General features: G+C 60.0%; 24 protein-coding genes, 2 pseudogenes and 1 riboswitch. Of the genes and pseudogenes, 13 read left to right on the top strand and 13 right to left on the bottom strand.

The genetic code is table 11. The features are described 5' to 3' along the window. Positions 1–15: 15 nt before the first annotated feature. Both A6B35_RS25500 and A6B35_RS25490 read right to left on the bottom strand, forming a co-directional pair. Positions 16–1,080: a putative urea ABC transporter substrate-binding protein gene (locus A6B35_RS25500; RefSeq protein WP_006204384.1), complete on the bottom strand. Its 1,065-nt coding sequence runs from the start codon at positions 1,078–1,080 to the stop codon at positions 16–18. 100 nt (positions 1,081–1,180) lie between these two features. Beyond that, a riboswitch (guanidine-I (ykkC/yxkD leader) is annotated at positions 1,181–1,296 on the bottom strand. A gap of 631 nt (positions 1,297–1,927) precedes the next feature. Then, the gene (locus A6B35_RS25490) at positions 1,928–3,178 is read right to left on the bottom strand and encodes a xanthine dehydrogenase family protein molybdopterin-binding subunit (RefSeq protein ID WP_006204385.1); all 1,251 of its coding nucleotides are present in this window, start codon (positions 3,176–3,178) and stop codon (positions 1,928–1,930) included. Between the two features lie 50 nt (positions 3,179–3,228). Between A6B35_RS25490 and A6B35_RS25485 the strand changes: the two are divergent. Continuing rightward, positions 3,229–3,600 (top strand): annotated as a pseudogene (locus tag A6B35_RS25485) (SDR family oxidoreductase); the annotation flags it as partial. Between the two features lie 23 nt (positions 3,601–3,623). Here A6B35_RS25485 and ku read toward each other — a convergent pair. Continuing rightward, positions 3,624–4,457 carry a non-homologous end joining protein Ku gene (ku, locus tag A6B35_RS25480; RefSeq protein ID WP_006204387.1) on the bottom strand — a complete coding sequence of 278 codons (834 nt, stop codon included), beginning with the start codon at positions 4,455–4,457 and terminating at the stop codon, positions 3,624–3,626. A gap of 98 nt (positions 4,458–4,555) precedes the next feature. On the opposite strand from ku, the pseudogene A6B35_RS25475 reads away from it, so the two are divergent. Next, positions 4,556–5,440 (top strand): annotated as a pseudogene (locus A6B35_RS25475) (DUF763 domain-containing protein); the annotation flags it as partial. A 571-nt stretch (positions 5,441–6,011) separates the two neighbouring features. Further along, on the top strand, positions 6,012–6,449 hold the full coding sequence (locus A6B35_RS25465) for a hypothetical protein (RefSeq protein WP_006204389.1): 438 nt from the start codon (positions 6,012–6,014) through the stop codon (positions 6,447–6,449). 97 nt (positions 6,450–6,546) lie between these two features. On the opposite strand, the gene A6B35_RS25460 is transcribed toward A6B35_RS25465, so the two are convergent. Beyond that, positions 6,547–6,837 carry a ribbon-helix-helix protein, CopG family gene (locus A6B35_RS25460; RefSeq protein WP_006204390.1) on the bottom strand — a complete coding sequence of 97 codons (291 nt, stop codon included), beginning with the start codon at positions 6,835–6,837 and terminating at the stop codon, positions 6,547–6,549. Between the two features lie 98 nt (positions 6,838–6,935). Here A6B35_RS25460 and A6B35_RS25455 point away from each other — a divergent pair, with 98 nt between their 5' ends. Continuing rightward, positions 6,936–7,253 (top strand): DUF1330 domain-containing protein, encoded by a 318-nt coding sequence (locus tag A6B35_RS25455; RefSeq protein WP_063825589.1) that lies wholly within the window; start codon positions 6,936–6,938, stop codon positions 7,251–7,253. Positions 7,254–7,360: 107 nt separating this feature from the next. Here the strand turns inward: A6B35_RS25455 and A6B35_RS25450 are convergent, their stop codons facing one another. Next, a complete protein-coding gene (locus A6B35_RS25450; protein ID WP_006204392.1) occupies positions 7,361–7,846 on the bottom strand; it encodes a hypothetical protein in 486 nt (161 codons plus the stop codon). A gap of 338 nt (positions 7,847–8,184) precedes the next feature. Here A6B35_RS25450 and A6B35_RS25445 point away from each other — a divergent pair, with 338 nt between their 5' ends. Continuing rightward, positions 8,185–8,406 carry a DUF768 domain-containing protein gene (locus A6B35_RS25445; RefSeq protein WP_006204393.1) on the top strand — a complete coding sequence of 74 codons (222 nt, stop codon included), beginning with the start codon at positions 8,185–8,187 and terminating at the stop codon, positions 8,404–8,406. Positions 8,407–8,709: 303 nt separating this feature from the next. Then, entirely contained in the window at positions 8,710–9,597 is an 888-nt protein-coding gene (locus tag A6B35_RS25440; protein ID WP_006204396.1) for an ATP-dependent DNA ligase, read from the top strand. Here A6B35_RS25440 and A6B35_RS25435 read toward each other — a convergent pair. The 3 genes from A6B35_RS25435 to A6B35_RS25425 form a co-directional block, all read right to left on the bottom strand. After that, positions 9,594–9,812, bottom strand: coding sequence for a hypothetical protein (locus A6B35_RS25435; protein WP_006204397.1), 219 nt, complete (start codon positions 9,810–9,812; stop codon positions 9,594–9,596). The genes A6B35_RS25440 and A6B35_RS25435 overlap by 4 nt on opposite strands. Before the next feature lie 244 nt (positions 9,813–10,056). Further along, positions 10,057–10,248, bottom strand: a complete 192-nt coding sequence (locus tag A6B35_RS25430) for a hypothetical protein (protein WP_006204398.1) — start codon at positions 10,246–10,248, stop codon at positions 10,057–10,059. 59 nt (positions 10,249–10,307) lie between these two features. Then, positions 10,308–10,583 carry a hypothetical protein gene (locus tag A6B35_RS25425; RefSeq protein ID WP_006204399.1) on the bottom strand — a complete coding sequence of 92 codons (276 nt, stop codon included), beginning with the start codon at positions 10,581–10,583 and terminating at the stop codon, positions 10,308–10,310. A gap of 2,798 nt (positions 10,584–13,381) precedes the next feature. Between A6B35_RS25425 and A6B35_RS25420 the strand changes: the two genes are divergently transcribed. Both A6B35_RS25420 and A6B35_RS25415 read left to right on the top strand, forming a co-directional pair. After that, positions 13,382–13,681 (top strand): DUF1236 domain-containing protein, encoded by a 300-nt coding sequence (locus A6B35_RS25420; RefSeq protein WP_040583451.1) that lies wholly within the window; start codon positions 13,382–13,384, stop codon positions 13,679–13,681. 459 nt (positions 13,682–14,140) lie between these two features. Next, positions 14,141–14,347, top strand: a complete 207-nt coding sequence (locus A6B35_RS25415) for a DUF768 domain-containing protein (RefSeq protein WP_006204401.1) — start codon at positions 14,141–14,143, stop codon at positions 14,345–14,347. A 143-nt stretch (positions 14,348–14,490) separates the two neighbouring features. Here A6B35_RS25415 and A6B35_RS25410 read toward each other — a convergent pair whose 3' ends face one another. The 4 genes from A6B35_RS25410 to groES all read right to left on the bottom strand — a co-directional run bounded on the left by A6B35_RS25410 (position 14,491) and on the right by groES (position 17,229). Next, entirely contained in the window at positions 14,491–14,853 is a 363-nt protein-coding gene (locus A6B35_RS25410; protein WP_006204402.1) for a DUF982 domain-containing protein, read from the bottom strand. Positions 14,854–14,934: 81 nt separating this feature from the next. After that, complete coding sequence (locus A6B35_RS25405; protein ID WP_006204403.1) at positions 14,935–15,156, bottom strand: hypothetical protein; 222 nt, start codon at positions 15,154–15,156, stop codon at positions 14,935–14,937. Positions 15,157–15,225: 69 nt separating this feature from the next. Continuing rightward, entirely contained in the window at positions 15,226–16,854 is a 1,629-nt protein-coding gene (groL, locus tag A6B35_RS25400) for a chaperonin GroEL (RefSeq protein ID WP_006204405.1), read from the bottom strand. A 60-nt stretch (positions 16,855–16,914) separates the two neighbouring features. After that, positions 16,915–17,229: a co-chaperone GroES gene (gene groES, locus A6B35_RS25395; RefSeq protein WP_006204406.1), complete on the bottom strand. Its 315-nt coding sequence runs from the start codon at positions 17,227–17,229 to the stop codon at positions 16,915–16,917. A gap of 341 nt (positions 17,230–17,570) precedes the next feature. Between groES and A6B35_RS25390 the strand changes: the two genes are divergently transcribed. After that, the gene (locus A6B35_RS25390) at positions 17,571–17,930 is read left to right on the top strand and encodes a hypothetical protein (RefSeq protein WP_006204407.1); all 360 of its coding nucleotides are present in this window, start codon (positions 17,571–17,573) and stop codon (positions 17,928–17,930) included. Between the two features lie 90 nt (positions 17,931–18,020). Here A6B35_RS25390 and A6B35_RS25385 read toward each other — a convergent pair whose 3' ends face one another. Continuing rightward, the gene (locus A6B35_RS25385) at positions 18,021–18,299 is read right to left on the bottom strand and encodes a hypothetical protein (protein ID WP_139032242.1); all 279 of its coding nucleotides are present in this window, start codon (positions 18,297–18,299) and stop codon (positions 18,021–18,023) included. Between A6B35_RS25385 and A6B35_RS25380 the strand changes: the two genes are divergently transcribed. The 4 genes from A6B35_RS25380 (at position 18,280) to A6B35_RS25365 (ending at position 20,411) form a co-directional block, all read left to right on the top strand. Further along, entirely contained in the window at positions 18,280–18,624 is a 345-nt protein-coding gene (locus A6B35_RS25380) for a DUF982 domain-containing protein (protein WP_006204409.1), read from the top strand. The two genes, A6B35_RS25385 and A6B35_RS25380, sit on opposite strands and share 20 nt — an antisense overlap. A gap of 298 nt (positions 18,625–18,922) precedes the next feature. Continuing rightward, a complete protein-coding gene (locus A6B35_RS25375) occupies positions 18,923–19,390 on the top strand; it encodes an Hsp20 family protein (protein ID WP_006204410.1) in 468 nt (155 codons plus the stop codon). A gap of 73 nt (positions 19,391–19,463) precedes the next feature. After that, positions 19,464–19,973, top strand: coding sequence for an Hsp20/alpha crystallin family protein (locus tag A6B35_RS25370; RefSeq protein WP_040583453.1), 510 nt, complete (start codon positions 19,464–19,466; stop codon positions 19,971–19,973). A gap of 138 nt (positions 19,974–20,111) precedes the next feature. After that, on the top strand, positions 20,112–20,411 hold the full coding sequence (locus A6B35_RS25365; RefSeq protein ID WP_006204412.1) for a DUF982 domain-containing protein: 300 nt from the start codon (positions 20,112–20,114) through the stop codon (positions 20,409–20,411). The last annotated feature ends 51 nt before the right edge of the window (positions 20,412–20,462 follow it).

The raw sequence follows: 20,462 nt of genomic DNA, 5'->3' as shown, positions 1-20,462 counted from the left end.
CAGCATGGCCGCGCCCTACAGCGTTCCAGCCGCCGCCAGGGCCATATAGGCCGGATCGAAACGCAGTTTGACGTTCTTGGCGTCGCCCAGCGTCGAGCCGTCGGCGAAGCTCATGCCGATCACGTCGACGCTCGGCGCATTGGTGCCGAGGATGCCGTGGCTGAACAGGAAGTTGCGGACCAGATCCATGGTCTTCGGCAGTTCGGCGCCGTTGGTGAAGTCAACCGCCTTGACCGGCTCGAAGAACATCGCCGTCGATGCCAGTTGTGCGTCGAAGCCGGCAAGATCCGTACCCGATGCTTTGGCCATCTCTTCCTTGGCCGCCTTGCCTTCGGGCGTGCCCGAGGTCATCAGCGCCATCGCTTCGTACCATGCGCCGACCAGCGCCTTGCCCAATGCCGGATTGTCCTTCAGCGTCTCGGTGTTGACGACCATCAGGTCGATGATCTCACCGGGTATCTGCGCCGAATCGAACACCTTGTGAGCGCCGGGCATGGCGACGATCTCGGAGACCAGCGGATTCCAGGTGACGACGGAGGTGACGTCGCTGGTGCCGTAGGCGGCGACCATGTCGGCGTCGGACGTGTTGACCACCGCGATGTCCTTCTCAACCAGCCCGACCGTGTCCAGCGCGCGCGCCAGCAGATAGTGCGAGACCGAGAGCTCGACGAGATTGACCTTCTGGCCGGCAATATCCTTGAGCGCGGCCTTGTCCTTGAGGATGACGGCGTCATTGCCGTTCGAGAAGTCGCCGACGATCAAGGCAGTCGTGTCGACGCCGCCGCCGGCCGGGATCGACAGGGCGTCCATGTTGGTCATCGAGCAGCCGTCGAAGCCGCCGGCGGTGTACTGGTTGATGCTTTCGACATAGTCGTTGATGCGGGTGATCTCGACATTGATGCCGTATTTGTCGGCCCATTTCTTCATGATGCCGCTGTCGGAAAGATAGCCCCAGGGCATCCATCCGACATAGATCGACCAGCAGATCTTGAAGTCTTTCTTAGGCGCTGCCTGCGCTGTTGCGATGAAGGGAAGGCTGAGTGATGCGGCTAGGATGATTGCGGCCAGCTTGCGAAGCATTGCGTACCCCTGTTTGCGATCCGGGTTGCGCCCAGACGTCTGTTGGGGGTTCACGGAGCGCGCATCCGGGAGAGGTTCGCGCCAGCAAACCCGTGCAGGGTTCTCCCGGGATTTTGGCCCGCCGTGTTCCGCCGGATGCCTTAATGCATCCCTGGCGGCCGCGTCTCTTGGACCAGCGCCGTACTCGACACGGCCGGAACCCTAGACGCTCTGCACGTTAAGCAACGAAGCAAGGGACGTGCCAGTCCAGAAATGCCGGCTTGGGGCCGCTTTCTCTTGTGTTTGAAGGCAGTCGCCTCATGCCGATGATGCAAAAATCATCGCAACGCTGACCGATTAGGCAGTATTTGGCGACGCTGCAGGCGCTCGGTACGCAAATCGCTGACACTCGAATTGCGGCGCAGATTACGCCTCGCGTTTGATCCTGTTCGCTGGCGCCCGTTGGACGGCCCGGGATTGCAGCGAACCATTCGCCACTTTTTCGAGCTGACCGCGGACGTCAGGCGCTTCGGGGTCGTTCATACTGACCGAAAGGGCGATGCCGAGAAGTATGTCGTCAAGCTATTCGAAAGCTTGCGGGACGGAGATCTCCGTACTGCGCATGAGGCAAGAAAAACCAAGCTATATCAATCGCCTAGCTGGTTTAGGAACAGTCGAGTGGGAGTGACCGGGACGACGGCAATAGCGTAAATTGGCCACGTAGCGCCTCCGGGACTGTTAATTTGACGCAATGTGCTTGTTCAAAGATCCTCTGTAGGCGTCCTCGCCGCCGATCCCAGTAGGAGGTAGGATCCGCAGTCCGCGCGAGTAGCGCGGTCCTTGTCCAGTTGCTGCGTTCGGAGAGTGGTCACGCCGCCGTCCTCATCGGCGGAAGTCCCGACAGCAGCTTGGACAGGGTGATCGGAAAGTCCCGGACCCGGATGTCGGTTGCGTTGAACACTGCGTTGCTGACCGCCGCCCCCGTGCCGCAGACGCCAAGTTCGCCAACGCCCTTGATGCCGAGGTGGTTGGCGTGTTTGTCATAGTCGTCGAGCAACACCGTCTCGATGGCCGGAATATCGGCGTGCACCGGCATAAGATATTCGGCGAGATCGCCGGTCACCCAGTTGCCGTAGCGCGGGTCTACATGGGCTGCCTCGTGCAGTGCCGAGCTCACGCCCCAGATCATGCCGCCCATCAACTGTGAGCGCGCGGTCTTGGCATTGACGATGCGGCCGGCCGCGAACACGCCGGTCATGCGCCGCAACCGGACTTCGCCGGTGGCGATGTCGACGGTGACTTCTGCAAACGCCGCGCCATAGGTGTTCTGGGAGTAATTCCTGAAGTTCGGATCGTCGGCTTGGCCAATAGTTTGTCCGGTGGCTTCAACGCCTTCTGGAAACCACCGGACAACCTCAGCGAGGATGTCGTTGGGGGTAGCGCTAGGTCCGGCGGCATCGGCGATTTTGCTCCTGATCTGCTGACACGCCCGGTCGAGCGCGATCGACAGGTTGGACGCGCCCCAGGAGCCGTCGGCGCCGGCGCTCGACGGAAAGTCCGAATGCGCCAATTGGACGGTCACCTGGTCAACGCCGATCCCTAAGCTTTCCGCCGCGATCTGCGCCGCGATGGTGTAGGTGCCGGTGCCGATGTCTGGAGTGTCGGAGCGCACGATCACGCGGCCGTCCGGCTCTACGCGGACTATGACGCCCGTCGGCCCCTGGAAATGCATGCGGATCCCGGCCGCCATGCCGTAGCCGACCAGGTGATCTCCCTCGCGACGGCTACCCGGCGTCTTCGGCCGTTTATCCCAGCCGAAGCGTTTCGCACCCTCGCGCAGGCAATCGGCCAGTCGCCGTCCATTCAAAGGCACGCCCAACTCGGGATCGATCGCGGTGTCGTTCTTGAGCCGCAACTCCACGGGGTCGATATCAACCGCATAGGCAAGCTCATCCATCGCGGTTTCGAAGGCGAGCAGGCCCGGCAGTTCGCCAGGGCCGCGCACCGCTTCGGCCGCCTTGAGGTCGAGATTGGTGATCGAGTGCCGGGTCAGGCGGTTCGGCGCTGCGTAGAGCGAGCGCGCCACCGTCGCCGCCTGTTCGATCCACGGTTCCGCCACAGCCGCCTGAAGATTGACGTCGTGCCCGAGCCCGGTCAGTTACCCGTCCAATGTCGCCGGCCTTCATCCCACCTATGCGGGAAAATGGCGGCGGCTCGATCATCTGCATGTCGTCGGTTTCGGCGCAGCGCGGCGGTGGCATCTTCGGCGGGCCGCACTATTCGGCTGCCAAGGCGGGCGTGCTCGGACTTGCCAAGGCCATGGCGCGCGAATTCGGACCCGACGGAATCCGCATCAACTGCGTGACGCCTGGGCTGATCCAGACCGACATTACAGGCGATAAGCTGACCGACGCCATGCGCGCCGACATCATCAAGGGCATCCCGCTCAGCCGATTGGGCGACACGCGCGACGTGGCGGGCGCATATCTGTTCCTCGCCTCTGATCTGGCCAGCTACATCATACGCCCTGCGGCTCCTTGAGAGTTGCTTTGCCAGGGCCGACGTTATGCTCTTTTGCGCGAACGCGCGGACGACTTGGCGCGGGTTGCAGCTTTGCCGCCTTCCTGAGCGAGACTGTTGCGCAAGATGGAAGTGAGGTCGACAACGTTGGTCTTTGGCCTGGGCGCCGGCTTCGGCGGTTTCTTGCCCTTGCGCTTCGCGTCGATCATGGCAATCAGCGCGTTTTCGTAAGTATCCTCGAACTTCGACGGGTCGAATTTGGCCGGCTTCTTTTCGATCAGCAGCTCGGCGATTTCCGCCATTTCCGGATCGACCTTGCGGGCCTTCAGATCCTTGAAGACGGTCTCGGCGGAGATCATTTCGTCGTGGGTGCGCAACTCCGTCAAAAGCATCCCTTTGCCGAAGGGCTGGATAAGGACCTCCCGGCCGCGCTGATAGAGAACCACACAGGAACGTGCAGCGACCTTTTTCCTGGCCATGGCGTCACGGATCACAGCAAAGGCTTCGAGCGAAGCGTCATCGGCGGGGACAAGGTAGTAGGGCTTTTCCAGATAGCGTGTGTCGATATCAGCAATCGAGACGAACTCGTCGACCTCAAGCGTGTGCTGCGACACCAGCTTGATTTTCTTGATCTCGTCCGGCTCGATGTGGATGAATTCATCCTTTTCGGCCTCAAATCCCTTGATCTGGTCCTCCGCGTCGACGATGTCTCCGGTCTCTTCGTCGACATAGGCACTCTTCACCGGGTGCCCGTCCTTTCGGTTCAGAATTCTAAAATGGATCTTCTCGGCCTCGGTGACGGCGCCGACGATTTTGACACCGCATGACACCGATCCGATCTTCAGGAAGCCCTTCCAAGCAGCTCGTGCCGTAGCCATTTTCGTCATCCCGTTGACCAGCTAATCTCACGATCGAACGGGCGGCGTCGGAATTCGTTCCTCATCAGATACAGCGTTGGACTTAATCGGAGAAACAGGTGGCACAGCGATCGGGAAGTGCTGATCTTCCGCTTCATGGCGGACGCGTCCCGAAATGGCTCGGTGATCGCATGACGCGCCTTGGCGCGGTCATGTGCGAGGCCATCATCCATCACTACGGCCGCGACGAGTTGCTGCGTCGCCTGGCGCATCCTTTCTGGTTCCAGTCTTTCGGTGCCGTCATGGGCATGGACTGGCATTCCTCGGGGATCACGACCAGCGTCGTCGGCGCCCTGAAACGCGGCCTGACGCCGCTCTCCGGCGAGCTTGGCATCCATGTCTGCGGCGGCCGTGGCGCGCATTCGCGCAAAACTCCGCATGAGCTTGCCGCGATTGGCGAACGCGTTGGCTTCGACGGGGAGGGATTGGGGACCGCCAGCCGGCTCGTCGCCAAAGTGGACAGTGCCGCCGTTCAGGACGGCTTCGATCTCTATCTGCATGGGTTCATTGTCACCGACGATGGGAGCTAGGTCGTTGTGCAGCAAGGTATGAACGGCGACAGCAGGGTCGCGCGACGCTATCACTGGCTGTCGGAAGGCCTGAAAAGCTTCGTCGACGAACCGCACGCCGCAATCGAAGGTACCAACCAGGGCGAGATCGTTAACCTGGCCGATAGGCGCGCCGATGCTTCGCGCCAGGGACAGTTGGAACTTCTGCGCGATCTTGGGCCGGACCGGATTGTGAGAGAGCTTTCCGCCCTGGAGCGCGGCACTGTGGCTGCCCCGGAACAGCCGATGCTGCCGCATCTGGTCATGCCGGCGCACCATGATGTGCGCGAATGCGATGTCGTCATGCGTCGCCTGCATGGCAATATCGTAGCGGCCGCGGATCGTGGCCCGGCAGACTTCGCCGACCTTCTGCTGGTCCCCGGCGTAGGCGCGCGCCCAAAAGACCCTCGCCGACACCCTTGCCGCCAATGAAAACCTCTATGTCAATTGCGCGCATCCGATGTGCCGCAGATCCACAAAGCTAGATATCCAGACGCTTATCGACAGGCTGGGCGCCGACCACGGCTCAATGCATGACGATCTGGTCGGCCTCTTTGGCTGCTCGAAATGCAAGGCCGAAGGCCGCAACCGCAGTCCGGTATTCCTCACATGCATTCCTGACTACGAAGGCCAGCAGCGGGAGAGGAACCGCAACTGGAAACCGACTTTCGAGAAGCGTTAGGATCATCTCTGATGGAGTTGGCCGACGCCCGTTGGGCGGGGGGCTTGGGGTAAAGGCGCCGGCCAGTGACGGGCTCAAAAGTCCGCCGCCATGTTGAAGTAGGGTAAGGAGGTCCGTTTCCGTATGGTGTGATCGCGTAGGTTAGGCTCCAGCCTTCGCGCCCGACACCAGCCCCAACGCCTAAAGGCAAGGCCAGGGATGGGGATAAATGGCAAGCGCCAATTAGATGCATACCTGCTAATATGAAGTGTCTCGCTCACGTGCGACCAACAATAGGAGGATGCGATGAAAATGAATCGTCGGTCTGCATTGAAAGTCGGTCTAGCGACAGCCGCCGCGACGCCTCTACTCGCTTTGGCGACGCCCGCCGGATCTGCGGAGATCGTCCCGACATATGGCCCAAATGACGGTAAGGAAATTGCCCCCGGCGTTCGCATAGTGGAGGTAGGCACTTGGGACTCGGATATGACAGGCATGAAAAGTGTTCTGGTGCTCGATGCAGTATTCCAACCTGGGGCTGCCGACGTAGAATCCGTCATGGACAATGACATGGTCTGCTTCATCACTGCCGGTGAGTTCACGATTAAGAAGACGAACCCCGATAAGGAATTTAACGTCAAGAAGGGCGAGTACTATACCTGCGGCAAAGGCAAAACGGACCACGCTACGAACATAAGCAAGGAAGTCGGGATCCACCGGATCACCGTTCTGATACCTGCCTAAGCGTTTTCCCCTTGGGGCCGCCAACTGAAGGGGGGCCCCTTCTCGAGCGCATGTCTGGACAAGCCCAATCGTTTACGGATCGAGGACATCGAAGAAGCTACGCGCTGCCGTCCATCTCGCTGTCCTCGTCGATCCTTCGCACCGGCAGATAAGCGTTGGCCTCCAGCCACTCGCGCAGCACGATCTGAATGAGATCGGACCGGCCGATGTTCATCTCGTCAGCTATAGAATCCAGCGCGTCTGCAACCATCGGGTCCAGCGGCACGCCAGCGACGTTCCGGAGCATCAATGCCGCCCGACGGAGGATGATCTGAAGATCCGCGCGCGAGATGTCCGCGATGCGATCGGCGGCGTTTTCAAGCTCTTCGGCAATAGACCGGCGTGTCATACCCCGACAGTTCCCAGCGGCGAATGAAAACGCAAGCTTCGCAGACGCCCGCATCGCCGGTATAGAACGGCGGCCAATGCTGCCCATTCCATGATACAATTCGCCCGAAATCACGCGGCCGGGAGCGAGCCAGGCCCAAGGAATACATCGTTGCGAGCATCAACGTCACCGATCCAGACGGTTTTGAAAAATACAAGAACGCGGCAGTGGAAGTTAGGAAGAAGGCCGGCGGCACGCTGCTGGTGAATGGCGGCCGGACTGAGGCCATCGAAGGCACGCTCCATAACCGCATCGTGGTCATTGAGTTCGACAGCATCGAAGCGGCACGCACGGCGGCAGCGGGCTACTTGGCCTTGCGGCATACGCGCGGCACGTCCGCCCCTGATTACGATTCAGTTATCGTCGAAGGCGTATAGCCGCTAGGCAATCTCGCGCTTCTGATAGGGGGGCTGCGAAGCGGGTCATCCAGGGCTCTAGGCGCAGATCGAGGAGATCACACCGAAGCCGAAGGGGCGATAGGTCGTTACTTCTTCTTCGGTGTCTGAGGTGGCACTAGTGTGACATAGGGGGTCCTCGGTTCCTTGCCGGGCTCCCGGTAAAACGGGGCCAACTCGCCGGGTGGTCCGAGCGACTTGATGTAGAGATAGATGGACCGCAAGTCGCTGTCGCTCATGGCTTGGACTTGGTACCAGGGCATCGGCGGCAAATTGACCTTGTTCTTGAGGTGGTCGACCCACTTGTCCTCGTTAAAGCCCATCGCCGAGTCCCTGAGGTTTGCTGCATAGGTCGTCCCCCATGGACCCTGCCAGCCAATGGAAGAGCCTTTCAATGCTTTCTCCGGGTCGATCTTCCCATCGGCTTCACGGTATCCTTCCGTGTGGCAGAAATGGCAGCCGCCGATGATTGAAACATACAAACCGCGTTCGACGGAAACCTCATCCGCCGCCAGTAGTTGGCTGGATGGCACGATGCACAGAGCGACGGCCGCACAAAATTCGATTGCTCGCAAATTCGCTGCCTCCCCTGACTGATTGCCGCCATCATACGCGAATTATCAGCGCCATGACATGGCGCGGCCACAGACGGGCGCCAGGACGCGCGAGACGCTTCCGCGCTGTCCGTAGCAGGCTGGAGGAGTCATCGGTCCCTCCGTGGCGCGGGTTTTTTCATTTCGTGCCGGAACAATCCGCTCGCCTCGATCTTTGGTGATTGTGGCGCACCAACATGGCTCCAAATGCTTGGGCGCCGCCTCGGGACGCACAGCCCGGGATCAGAGCCCGCTCCGGCCGTGTTAACCGGAGCGGGTTTTTTAGCGGAACCTAAAACACTCAGCCAGCTTATTTTGAGATGAGTAAGCGCGGCACCGACTTCTTGCACAAATGGATCAGAAACAACGTCCCCGACACCACGCGCGCGGACATAATCTCGGTCGCCGAACTGGCCCAAAAGCTATTCGCCGATGCCAGGGCTTTGGGCATCAGCAGCACCGAGATCGAGGAGGACACAGGCAGCGTCTATGAGACGATCCTGGATGCCATCGTGCAGGACGAAGCCGGTTTGGCGGGTTGAAAAAATGGTTATGTCGAAGCAATCGGAACGGGATGAACGATTTGAGCGAATGAATCAGGTCGCTCGCGAGATCAGGGACAAAGAAGCCGCCGAGCGCAATGAACGGCAAGACTGAAAGCGTTGCGCAAGGCAAAACAGGCCCCCGACATTGAGCCGAAGAAGAGCCAGGCGTGAGGGCGGCAGGGCTTTTTCTCTAGAAGAATTTCAGCAACAGCTAATGGAACGGAAACGGCTCCGCGCTATTGAATCAAATTCAAGTTTTTGCGTGGAGTTCCGATGCGTAACGGGGCCGGCGAAGCCCGGTTGAGGTTTATCAAACCGCAGGAGCCGATCCTGGTCCTGGAGCCGCCGGTCAGCGACGACTGGCTGCACGAAATCAAATTCGACGGCTTCCGCACTCAGCTGATCCTCGATTGGGCCGGCGCGCGCGCGTTCACCAGGACGGGCATCGACTGGTCGAAGCGCTACTGGCCTATCGTTGCCGCGGTCGAAAAGCTTCCCGCGAAGTCGCTCATCCTCGACGGCGAGGTGATCGCTCCGGATCCGGACGGCAGGCCGAAATTCCATCGGATGCATTCGCGCATGGCTTGGAACGCGGAGCTACTCGCCTTTGTTGCCTTCGACATCCTGCACCTTGACGGTTGGGATTTGCGGTCGCTGCCGGCGCTTGAGCGCAAGGCGATGCTCTGGGATCTCGTGAAGCCTGCCGAGGGCATCATCCAATATAGCCAGCACGTCGTTGGTGGCGGCGCCGAGTTCTATGCAGCCGTCGACAAGATGGGGCTCGAGGGCATGGTCTCGAAGCGACGCGGTAGCCCGTACCACAGCGGCCCGTCCGATATCTGGGTGAAGACCAAGTGCTGGGAGATCGGCGACTTCGAACTGCTCGGCATCAGGCGGGAGCCCGGCAAGCCGCCGCAAGGCATCATGGCGCGCGGCGGCAAATATGCGGGCTCGGCCACGGTCGCGCTGACCAGGGAGATGCGCGAGCGTCTATGGGAGCGTGTGCGCAAGGGACGGACGCCGCCGCCAGGATTGCCGAAAGCCATCTCAAAGGCGGAATGGCTGAAGCCCGGCATCACAGCCCGCGTCAGATATTTGCGCGGCGAACCGAAGCTTCGCCATGCCACGGTGCAGGATTTTAGTGAAGAACCGGATAAAGTTCGCCGGCAACCAAGCAACAAACGCTAATCGATCCGCTTGAAGCGGCCCTTCTCGATGCGAAACACGCCGGTGTTGCCGCCTTGCTTTTCAAAGTCGGTTTGTAGCTCATCCCAGGTGCCAAGGTACTCCCCACAATCGTCACAAAAAATCGGCGTATCTGGACGAGCATCAGCAGGAATTCTCAGCCTTATGGTGAGGCAGTATGGGCATTCCAGCTTATGATTGAGGTATTTCGGTCGCATCGGCCTGTAATACTCCGCCCCACTGCCTAATTTAAGCAAGCGGTTAATGATGGAGGTTTTAGGACGTCAGATCCATCTGCGGGGGCAATCAGACTTCAGTCTCACCAACCTAGGGACCGTAGTCTCAAGGAACGAACACGTCGAAGTGGCGATTGGCCAACACCAGCCGCTCCCGCGGTGTAGCGCAGGGGAGAGGCTCCAGCGCTTTGGGAGGTTGCGTCGTCGCGCTGGAGCCTTTTTTCAGCTAGCCGCTCTCGGCGGGTTCAACGGGTGGCTCGCTTGGTAGCTCAAGCCGAATCCGCTCAACTTCGGCAAACTCTTCGGCGAGAGGCTTCGACTGGAAGATCTGCCGCGTTACCACGCCGTCTTCGGCAATTCGCACCATCCATTGGCCAAGTGCATATTTGACGCGCACATCATTCAGTTCGCCTTCCACGATTCCATGCCCTTCTGGTAGGACAGTCGCATTGATGCGCCCCCACCGACTGCGGAACATTAGTGGTGTCGGATAGTTGATTTCATGCCTCGGAGCCTGCTGCCAGGTTCCGTAGTAGGCTGATGGTCAAACATCGGCTGGCCCGCGCCATCGGTCCCTCCGTGGCGCGGGCTTTTCTCGTTCTCGGACTGTTTCAGTCGGTCGCTGGTTTCCAGATAGGCTATGTCGATCAGGTATGTCAGCAGAACCTGGCCATCCTCGTGCATTCGACGGCGGAGCACATTCAGCAGGGATCTAGTAAAGCGCAGGTTCTCCAGCTTGCTCGGCGAATCCATGATGCGCCTCCTAAGGTGACGATTCGACTACAATATTAGCATATGATTGTGCGAACGTTGGGTGGCCGGGGGGCCTTTGTTAAGAACAAATTTACTGACCGGCCGCATCCTGTTTGGGCGGTTTGGTTAGAGAGTCCCGCCAACTAGAAGAGCCCAACCCGCCTCGGCCCACGCGCCGGGGCGGGCTTTGCTGTAGAGCTGCGGCTCGGCCCGATGTTTATGCAGGAAGCCGGCTGGTCACCTACTGGCGCGCGGGGAGGAACGCCGGCGTCGCAGACTATGGCCAGGAGTCTCGTGCAGCAAACTCACGAGGTCCACGAACCGCCGGCGGAGCAAGCCCGAGCTGATCGGGCGCGTGAAGCATCTCTGGCGAACTAGCGTCCACCGATACCGAAAAAGAAAAGCCCGGCGTGGGTGTGCACCGGGCTGTCTTAGTGTGTCGCTTCTGCTCGAAACTGGCTGGCGACACGTCGACGGATGACGGCTATTTTTTCTTCGGACCACCGCCAGGAGGGCCGAGGTGAATGTCGTTCTTGTCCCCCCAGCCGTGTCCGGGACGCGATCCACCTGACTTGGCGATCGCGTTGGAGTTCAAGCTTGTGCCGAGCAGAAGAGTAATAGCAGGAGGCGTCACCATCGCGAACCGCCCCGCCTTTCTGAGAAAATCTCGCCGGGCTTGAGCTTCGGAAACCAAGCCTTCGTGTCTCTTCTCCGAGCCGTTTGTGTTCTCAGTCGACATATCTGAAAGCCTCGTTCCAAATTCAGACAGATTTCATCCTACCATTTGCAGTATCGGCGGCCACAAACCGATAGGCTTAAGGCGAAGGGAAGGAAATAGCGAATTTCTCAACTGCGCCCAGAGAACACTATACGAACGAAGGCTCTCGGCGCTCGATCCTCTTGGGTGAGGTTACGGGGCTAGCGTCGGCCGCGACGGCGCGAGCCTGACCTCGAATTTGTTGGGGAGGCAGGCATCTGCGCAGGCTTTGCGGACCGATGCGGTTGTGAATGCGGCTGTTGGGGAAAGCAGAGCCATCTTCGCGGAGTGCTCTGGCCATGGGGCCTTTGCGCAGGCGAAGAAAATGCCCCACACAGCAGACGCCAGAAGCAACAAGCGAAAGTGTTCGCTATCATATCTCCAAATCGCATAGTTGCTCCATGGGCGGGTGCCCGCAACGCCCCCCGGCCACAGTGCGGGCACCCTGTGATCGTCGATGAAGGGACTTGGCTCGACGGTCGCTTAATCAACAGTCTGGCGAGGCCAAGGTTTCTGGCCACAGACTTCTGCGCGTGACGATCAGACCTTAGTCCCGGGTTGCCCCATATGGATGAACCCATGTTCATCCATTCGATCGAGGAAGCTTCACGGGTTCGTGCTAGTCTGATGCTGGTGCGGTGCGCACCAGGTGAGCGCCGGTTGAAGCAAGTTCCCAAAAGCTTGCCCATCAACCGGCGCCCATCTGTATCCTAGCGGTCTGGCTTTCGGTCCTGGCGCGTTCCCACGCGGCGGTTAATTTCTGCGCCCGGTCGCAGTTAACGGAACCCAGCCGTTGGAGGAGGCATGCACGTCCAGCGGCCCGGCGGCCGGGGGCTGGGGTGGCTTGGGGTTCGGCCGCCGGGCCTACCGGAAAACGATAAGTTCGCCGGCCGGCGAGGTTATCGACTGGCTTGCGTCGCTGCCTACTTGGCAAAACGGGGGTGGGTGGCCTCACATTGGATGAGGTCAGAGCCGCAACCCTGAGTATGCCTGACCGTTTAACCGGCCAGCGCCAATCCAACAGCTATTCCCAGCCCTATAAGGTCATCGATCATGTCCATTGACCAGATTCTTAGATCCGATCTCGGGGAATGTGAATCCACCCCAAAAGAGGCGGAACATTAGAGCTATCTAATGGTTCTATCTTGGTTGGAGGATTCCGATCCGATGACAATGAAAAAGTACGTCGCAGCCGCGTTTATGGGGATCGCAATCGGGCCCGCCTTGGCTCTTGACACAGGTATAGGCGGTAAGGTCGGCGGTCTCGGAGTCGGTGCTGGATTGAGCGGCGGTTCGCAAGGCGGATCTGTGGGGGTGGGCACGAGCGCCGACGGTGTAGGCGGAGCAAACGTTGGAGCTTCGGTCGGCGCAGGTAACGGATCGCTCGACGCAGGCGTTGCCAGCGGCAACGTCGGTGACACAAGCGGAGGCCTTTCGACGGGTATCGGTGTGGGCGACGATCCGTCCGCCGAAAACGGATCGGCTACCGCTCCCGGTAGCCCGGCCGCAGTCACCACAGCCACTGCCTCTGCGAAGACCGCCAGGCAATCGATCGTCCTGCCGCCCGTCCTCAGACCTTCCAAAGCCGGCGAGGGTGGGTTCACCAAGGGGCATCCCATTGGATCTCTGGGACCACCACTGAAAGCGAGACCCGGTACGCCAGCTGCAGTCGTGCAAGCCTGCCGCGCGGCGATCATGTCCGCTGCGACGCCGCTTGGCGCCGTCCGTGTTCACGCGGTAAGCGCAGGTGCCTTGCATCAACGTCGGGGTACACTCACAGCGCCAATCGAGGTGCGAATAGACTACGCAAGACAAGGCGTCATCGAAGGCCGGCAGGCGCGAATCGGCTGTCGCCTCGATGCGGCGGGCAGGGTCACCGCAGTGATATAGCAAGGCAGGCGGCCTACCATCTTGCGCACACCAAAGTCACACCCATTCCGACCGAAGGCCCAGCCCGGGAACGTTCACAAATGCCTGGCGTTGGGTCAGCTCTGGCGTGAAGGCGATGTCGTCTGGCGCAACACACCACTAGGAGGAAACTATGAGAATGCATCTCACCGCAGCCGCAGCTGGGTTTTTGTTGCTCGCCGGTATCGGCGCGGCGGCCGCCGACACGGTGGTCATCCAGCCGGAACAGGAAACAGTCATTCGGGAATATGTGAAGAAGCAGCCCTTGGCTTCAGTGAAGCTTCCTGGCGTGGAGCTCAACGTCGGCACGGCTCTCCCGGATACGGTCGAGCTTCGTGAAGTCCCCAATGTGAAATACCGCTACACCGTGATCGACAACCGAACAGTCGTCGTCGATCCGGACACCCGCACCATCATCAAAGTCTACGACTGAGCCAAGCGCTTCGAAGGCCCGCCGCACCGACATGGGTGGCGGGCTTTCAAACAAGAGCAGGGGCGGCGCAAATGAAAAAGGGCTACCAAAAGCCCACGCTTGTGAAGCGGGAGAAGCTCCGCGACTTGACGCTCAGGTCGCTATTTCGGGCCGTAACTATGTCAGTGGTTCTGAAATCGAGATGGCCCCTGTCACGTCATCCATCTCCTGGAATTTGCCCTTCAAGTACTGAACCGACTGAATTGCCGATAGCTGTTTCCAGCGGCCCAGCGGCCCAGCGGCCGGGGCTGGGGCTGGGGGCGGGGTTCGGCCGCCGGGCCTAGCCGGCTAGGCTGGCCGGCTGGCGAGGTTATAGGCCGGTCAATCTTCGCTGCTACTTGGCAAAACGACGGTGTTCGGGCGCCCTCAAATTGGATTAGCCCTTCGGCGGGAACCTGACGCTCGAACTGAAGAGACTTTTTGGAACGGTGGCTGGTCGACAACGTGCCAGACCTCGTCGGCGCCGACGTCATGTCTGCGGGCAAGGCGACCGCCAAATTGTTTGCTGATGCGGAAAAGCTGGGAATTGAGGGGGAAGAAATCGCGGAAGAGACGGGCACGGGTAGCGTCTATGAAACCATCCTCGCCGCCGTGGTTCATTACCACCGCCCACGCATGGCTGACTGACGCAGCTCCGCTATAGCCTCTGAGGCGTGCTACACAACGGACGCTCGCGCCGCGCCTGGAGCGCGCCGCGCCGAGCAGCCTGCTGCGGCCCGCGTCATCGGTCCCTCCGTGGCGCGGGCCTCTTTTTTCTTTCTTAGACTGTTTCAGCCCTGTCCCTGGCCTCCAGATAGGCCATGTCGATCAGATACAAAGATCGGCTTGTAGGGGTTTCCCAAAGAGGCTCCGAATGCGCCGGCTGCTCTGGCCGCGACGATGTCCCCTGCGGCCGGTACTAGCAAATCCATGCGGCGGGCGAACGCAACAAACGTGCTGCGAGCGGTTTCGGGATCCACTTCGCCGGCGAGGGCTGCCCGACAGGCATTGAGCGCGACGCCATGAGCAGCGTTCCGCTTCGATGGCAGCCATTCATCCAGCAGGACGAAGGCGTCTTTTACGTTTTGAATGTCGGTCGGAAACCCAAGACCCACGAGCACCCTCACTGGATGCTGAAATTGATTGTGTTGCATGTTTTCCTCCGTTCACGTGGTGTTAGTTGAGTCGCTCGGAAGCCTCGCCACGGCACCGTGAAAGGTCGCGTTCGCAGCGCCCTAGCCTGTCGAACTCCCGTTTCCAGGGGGGCCTTTGCTGTCGGTGAGGTTCCGCGCGGCCAGAAACATCACCGTGTATGCTGCTTTGCGCCGATCCCAACCTGCGTGTTCCGCCTGGTCAAGGAGTTCCAAAAGGATTGGATCCAGCGCGGTTTTCAGATCCGCTTCGTAGTTCAGGTCGGTGGCCGCGCGCGAGGGCGGCGGGATAACGTCTAGTTTCATCACGTTGATGGCCTCACCCTATGTCGGAAAAGTCCGCGCTCCATGGAGCGCGGACACCGCTGCGTTTCCTCAGAAGTCCATCCCGCCACCCGGCATTGCCGGAACTGCGGGTTCCTTCTTTGGCTTCTCGGCAACCATCGCTTCAGTGGTCACCAGCAGGCCGGCAACCGAGGCCGCATCCTGGAGCGCGGTCCGCACTACCTTCACCGGATCGATGACGCCCTCGTTGTAAAGGTCGCCGAACGCATTGGTCTGTGCGTTCCAGCCCCAGCCGAATTCCGATTTCTCGCGTAGCTTGCCGACGATGATCGAACCTTCCGCGCCGGCGTTCTCGGCGATCTGTCGCACGGGCGCCTCGAGCGCGCGGCGCACTATCTCGATACCGTGCTTCTGGTCCTCATTTTCGGCCTGCACACTGTCCAGTGCCTTGGCCGCACGCAGAAGCGCCACGCCGCCACCTGGCAACACGCCTTCCTCGACCGCAGCGCGCGTCGCATGCATGGCATCGTCGACGCGGTCCTTGCGTTCCTTGACCTCGACCTCGGTCGAGCCGCCGACGCGGATGACGGCGACGCCGCCAGCGAGCTTGGCCAGGCGCTCCTGCAGCTTCTCGCGATCGTAGTCGGAGGTCGTCTCCTCGATATGCGCTTTGATCTGGCTGATGCGGCCCTGGATCTCGCTCTTCGAGCCGGCGCCGTCGACGATGGTGGTGTTCTCCTTCTCGATCACCGCCTTCTTGGCGCGGCCCAGCATGTTGAGTGTGACGTTTTCGAGCTTGATACCGAGATCTTCCGAGATCGCGGTGCCGCCGGTGAGGATGGCGATGTCTTCCAGCATCGCCTTGCGGCGATCGCCAAAGCCTGGCGCCTTAACGGCTGCGACTTTGAGGCCACCGCGCAGCTTGTTGACGACCAGCGTCGCCAACGCCTCACCCTCGACGTCCTCCGCGATGATCAGCAGCGGCTTCGACGACTGCACCACGGCCTCCAGCACCGGAAGCAGCGCCTGCAGGTTGGACAGCTTCTTCTCGTGGATTAGCACATAGGGCTCTTCGAGCTCGACGCGCATCTTGTCCTGGTTGGTGATGAAATAGGGGCTGAGATAGCCACGGTCGAACTGCATGCCTTCGACGACTTCCAGTTCAGTTTCCGCGGTTTTCGCTTCCTCGACCGTAATCACGCCCTCATTACCGACCTTCTGCATCGCCTCGGCGAGGAAGCGACCGATCTCGGCGTCGCCATTGGCCGAGATGGTGCCGACCTGGGCGATCTCGTCATTCCTGGTCACCTTGCGGGCGTTGGTCTTCAACTCCTGGACAATCGCCTCGACGGCCTTATCGATGCCTCGCTTCAGGTCCATCGGGTTCATCCCCGAGGCAACGGCCTTCGCACCTTCCCTGACGATCGCCTGGGCGAGCACCGTTGCGGTCGTGGTGCCGTCACCGGCGATATCGCTGGTTTTCGAAGCAACCTCGCGCACCATCTGCGCGCCCATGTTCTCGAACTTGTCCTCGAGCTCGATTTCCTTGGCGACGGTGACGCCGTCCTTGGTGATGCGCGGGGCGCCGAACGACTTGTCGATGACGACGTTGCGGCCCTTGGGGCCGAGCGTCACCTTCACCGCGTCCGCGAGGATGTTGACGCCGCGCAGCATGCGCTCGCGGGCGTCGGCATGGAATTTCACTTCCTTGGCTGCCATTGGATCACTCCTTCAGTAGGCAGGTTCATTGACTGGATTGCGGTTGCACCAGAGCCTCGGTCAGGCGGCCTTCTTGACCGCCGCGGTCTGCTCGATCACGCCCATCACGTCGCTTTCCTTCATGATCAGCAGGTCCTCGCCGTTGAGCTTGATCTCAGTGCCGGACCATTTGCCGAACAAGATGCGGTCGCCGACCTTGACGTCGAGTGGCGTGAGCTTGCCACTTTCGTCGCGCGCGCCCGGGCCGATGGCGATCACTTCGCCCTCCTGCGGCTTTTCCTTGGCAGTGTCGGGAATGATGATGCCGCCGGCCGTCTTCTCCTCGGCCTCGATGCGGCGAACCAGGATACGGTCGTGCAATGGACGGAACGTCATGTCGTTCTCCTTCAGGACAAACAGATTCTTGAGGTTCCTCCACACCGGACCGGCAATATCGGGCAGGTGCAGAGGTGCCGCGACCCTTCTTCAGGCATCGCACGCATATCGACCTAGTTTTGCATTTTTCGAGTTTCAAGAGGTCGCTGAAAAAATTTTGGCACTCGGCATTTCAGAGTGCTAGCAACATGAATTCATGAAGCTATTTTGCCAGGGCGCGCGATTTATAGGTCTTGAAATTCGGCCCGAACTCCACGAAATTTTTTTGCGGTTGGAGCCCCGAAAAGGGTCACTGCAACACCAACGATGCCAAGGAGATTGTTAGGAAGCGGAGACTATCGATGGAACGAAACTTGTCAAAGAACATCCCCTCGATCACCCCTGAAACCTCTGACCCTTCGCTTGACCGCCTGCTGTTCCCGGCGCGGCACTTTAGCCACCCCGATGAGGTGGTGGGCGACCGCACGCTCGACATTCAGGAAAAGCGCGCCATTCTTGCCTCATGGGCTTCTGATGCTTGCGCCGTCGACTCCATGCCTACGCTGCGAAAACCACCGGGTGCTGCGAGCCCGGTAACCTTTGACGCCGTCATGGATGCACTTCGCCGACTGGACGATAGTCGCGCCGAGGCAGGCTGTGACTTCAAGGAACGGCGGGCCCGAGATCGCCCGCAAAGACTGATGCCTGAACGCGCGCGATAGGAGAGACGCATGGTCACCAGGGAATTCCGGCTGCAGATGAAGGGTCTCACAACTGCGGAAATTCACTATGGCAGGCCGTAGACGGCATCTTCACAATTCAAAGCCGGCGCCGGGTCCGCTCCCCTTGAACTGAAAAGAGGCGTTTCCAATCTTTTTATGTGTCCAGCGCGGCTTGCCGGATGTCGAGTTGAGCAGGAGCGGAAGGATCGCATGGAAACGATGCTCTTTGAAAATCCCGTTTCCGCCGCGGTTTGCCGTGGCGTTCGCCAAGCTCGCCGGCATCGTTTGCAGGAAGCCGCACACGTCGAGGCAGGATTCAGTTGCCCCTCGGTTTGAAGGGAGGTCACCAATGGAAAGTGCGACGTTCAAACAGCCGGTTTTCGTAAAAGACGAGGGCCATGTTGTCCAAAAGATCGGGTGTGTCATGGATGCGATAGAGTTTCTGGAAGAATGGCCGGTTGAAAGGCGCGGCCTCCTCCACGCAGCAGCATCGGATGCGTGCTACTCGGCGTACGATGGTCGGAAGTCTGTCGAGGCTGCGAACAAGGCCTTTATGACTTGGGCGCGCAGGGTCGATGTCATCGAGGACGTGCCCGTAGCGCCGCCATGGATGACAGGGCCGAAGATCAGCAAGGTAGACCATCTTTTGGCCCAGCCTCTCTCAATTCATCGAGCGAGGCACCGGACGCGATGATCTCCGCAATCGTCACGTCTTCTATGAATCCGAGGACCGAGACGACGTCTTGGCGTGTCTTAGTCATCCTTTTCCTCCGTTCGAAATACCTGCGAAGTAGATGGGGCATTCGCTGGAGAGCCTGCCACCCTGCCATCCGAAGGCGGTCGCGAAACTGCTTTAGTGGTCGCTCTTGACACGGCCGAAATCGATTCCCAACTCATCTTTGTCGGTCGCCGCGCAAGGGGCCGATGTGTCAGGGAGCGCCGGGCTTCTTGGCGTTCCCTCGTATCTATGTTGCTCCAAGGAGGATGTAGTTATGAGAACGAACCTGGACTTTTCCCCCTTCTATCGGTCGAGCATTGGCTTTGACCGCATATTCAACCTGCTCGAAAACGCCAGTCCACCACACAGCGCGGACAACTGGCCGCCCTACGATATCGCCAAGCTCGGCGAAGACACCTACCGCATTGTCCTCGCGGTCGCCGGTTTCGGTGAAGACGAGCTTACGATCACGCAGGAGCCAAATATGCTCGTGATCGACGGCGCCAAGACAGAGAACGACGAGGTTCAGTACCTCCATCATGGCTTGGCGCTGAGGTCGTTCGCGCGCCGCTTCGAATTGGCCGATCATGTGACCATTGTCGGGGCAAAGCTCGAAAACGGTCTGCTGACCATCGACCTCAAGAAGGAAATTCCCGAGGAGATGAAGCCGCGCCGCATCGCGATCAATGTCGAGACCGACAAGAAGGCGGCCTCCAAGCGCATTGAAAGCGCGGCGGCCTGATCCTGCACCGATCCCGTCCTGTCGTGGGTGGGATTCGGGTGCGACCCAAAAAATACGGAAAGGAGCAGGACAAATGAGCGTACGTGACTTAATTCCCTGGAGCCGTGGCGGCAGCCAGGCACCGAGCATTTATCGCAGTAACGACATGGATCCGTTCCTGTCGCTGCACCGCAATGTCAACCGCCTATTCGACGAGGTGTTTCGCGGTTTTGACACGCCTTCGGTGCTTGGCCGCATGGCCCCTCTCAACGGCACTTGGCCAAGCGTGGAGTTCTCGGAAACCGATGTGGAAATCCGGGTGACGGCCGAAATCCCGGGCCTCGACGAAAACGACATCGAGGTCATGCTGGAGGATGGTGTTCTGACGCTTCGCGGCGAGAAGAAAGCAGAGACCGAGGACAAGGACCGCCAGTTCAGCGAACGCTATTATGGGCGCTTTGAGCGGCGCTTCAGTCTCGGCCGTGAGGTTGAAGAAGACAAGGTGGCGGCCACGTTCAGGAACGGTGTGCTCACCGTGACACTGCCGAAGACCAAAATGGCGCAGGCAAACGCCAAGCGCATTGCAATCAATGACAGCAAATGACGGTCGCAAAGGAGGGCCGGGGCTCGTCGAGCCCCGGCCCTCGCAGATAGCGAGGATGGTCAAATGAAGTCCAACAGCCGCAACGAAAGAGCCGTCATGGGATGCTGAATCAACCTTGCAACCCCAGGGAGGTAACAAATGACCAGTCTGGCTTTCCTTGCCCCCGTGCAGGTTAAGACCAGTGACGTGAGACACGACATCAACTCGGTGCGGGAGGCGCTCGTATTCTTGAATCAATGGCCGAAGGCCCGTCGGGGACCGGTATACAGCTGCGCGGTGAGGAGCTGCAACGCCGCAATCGCCGGGCAGATGACAACCGAACAGGCGCGACAGGCATTTGTCAGCTTTGCCAGGATAGCTGGGGTGCTGGCCAAATCCGATTTTTCGCCACTGGCCGGGGCTGATCAAAAGCTGCCCGTTTCTGAGCGCGGTCCCTGACTTCAGTTCAGGGCTTCTCCTGGGCGTGCATAAGCCAGTGAAATTCGACTG

The sequence above is a fragment of the Mesorhizobium amorphae CCNWGS0123 genome, from assembly GCF_001686985.1.
Taxonomy (GTDB): Bacteria; Pseudomonadota; Alphaproteobacteria; order Rhizobiales; family Rhizobiaceae; genus Mesorhizobium; species Mesorhizobium amorphae.
The sequence above is the reverse complement of the archived record's forward strand: the minus strand, read 5'-3'. Positions and strand labels throughout refer to the sequence as shown.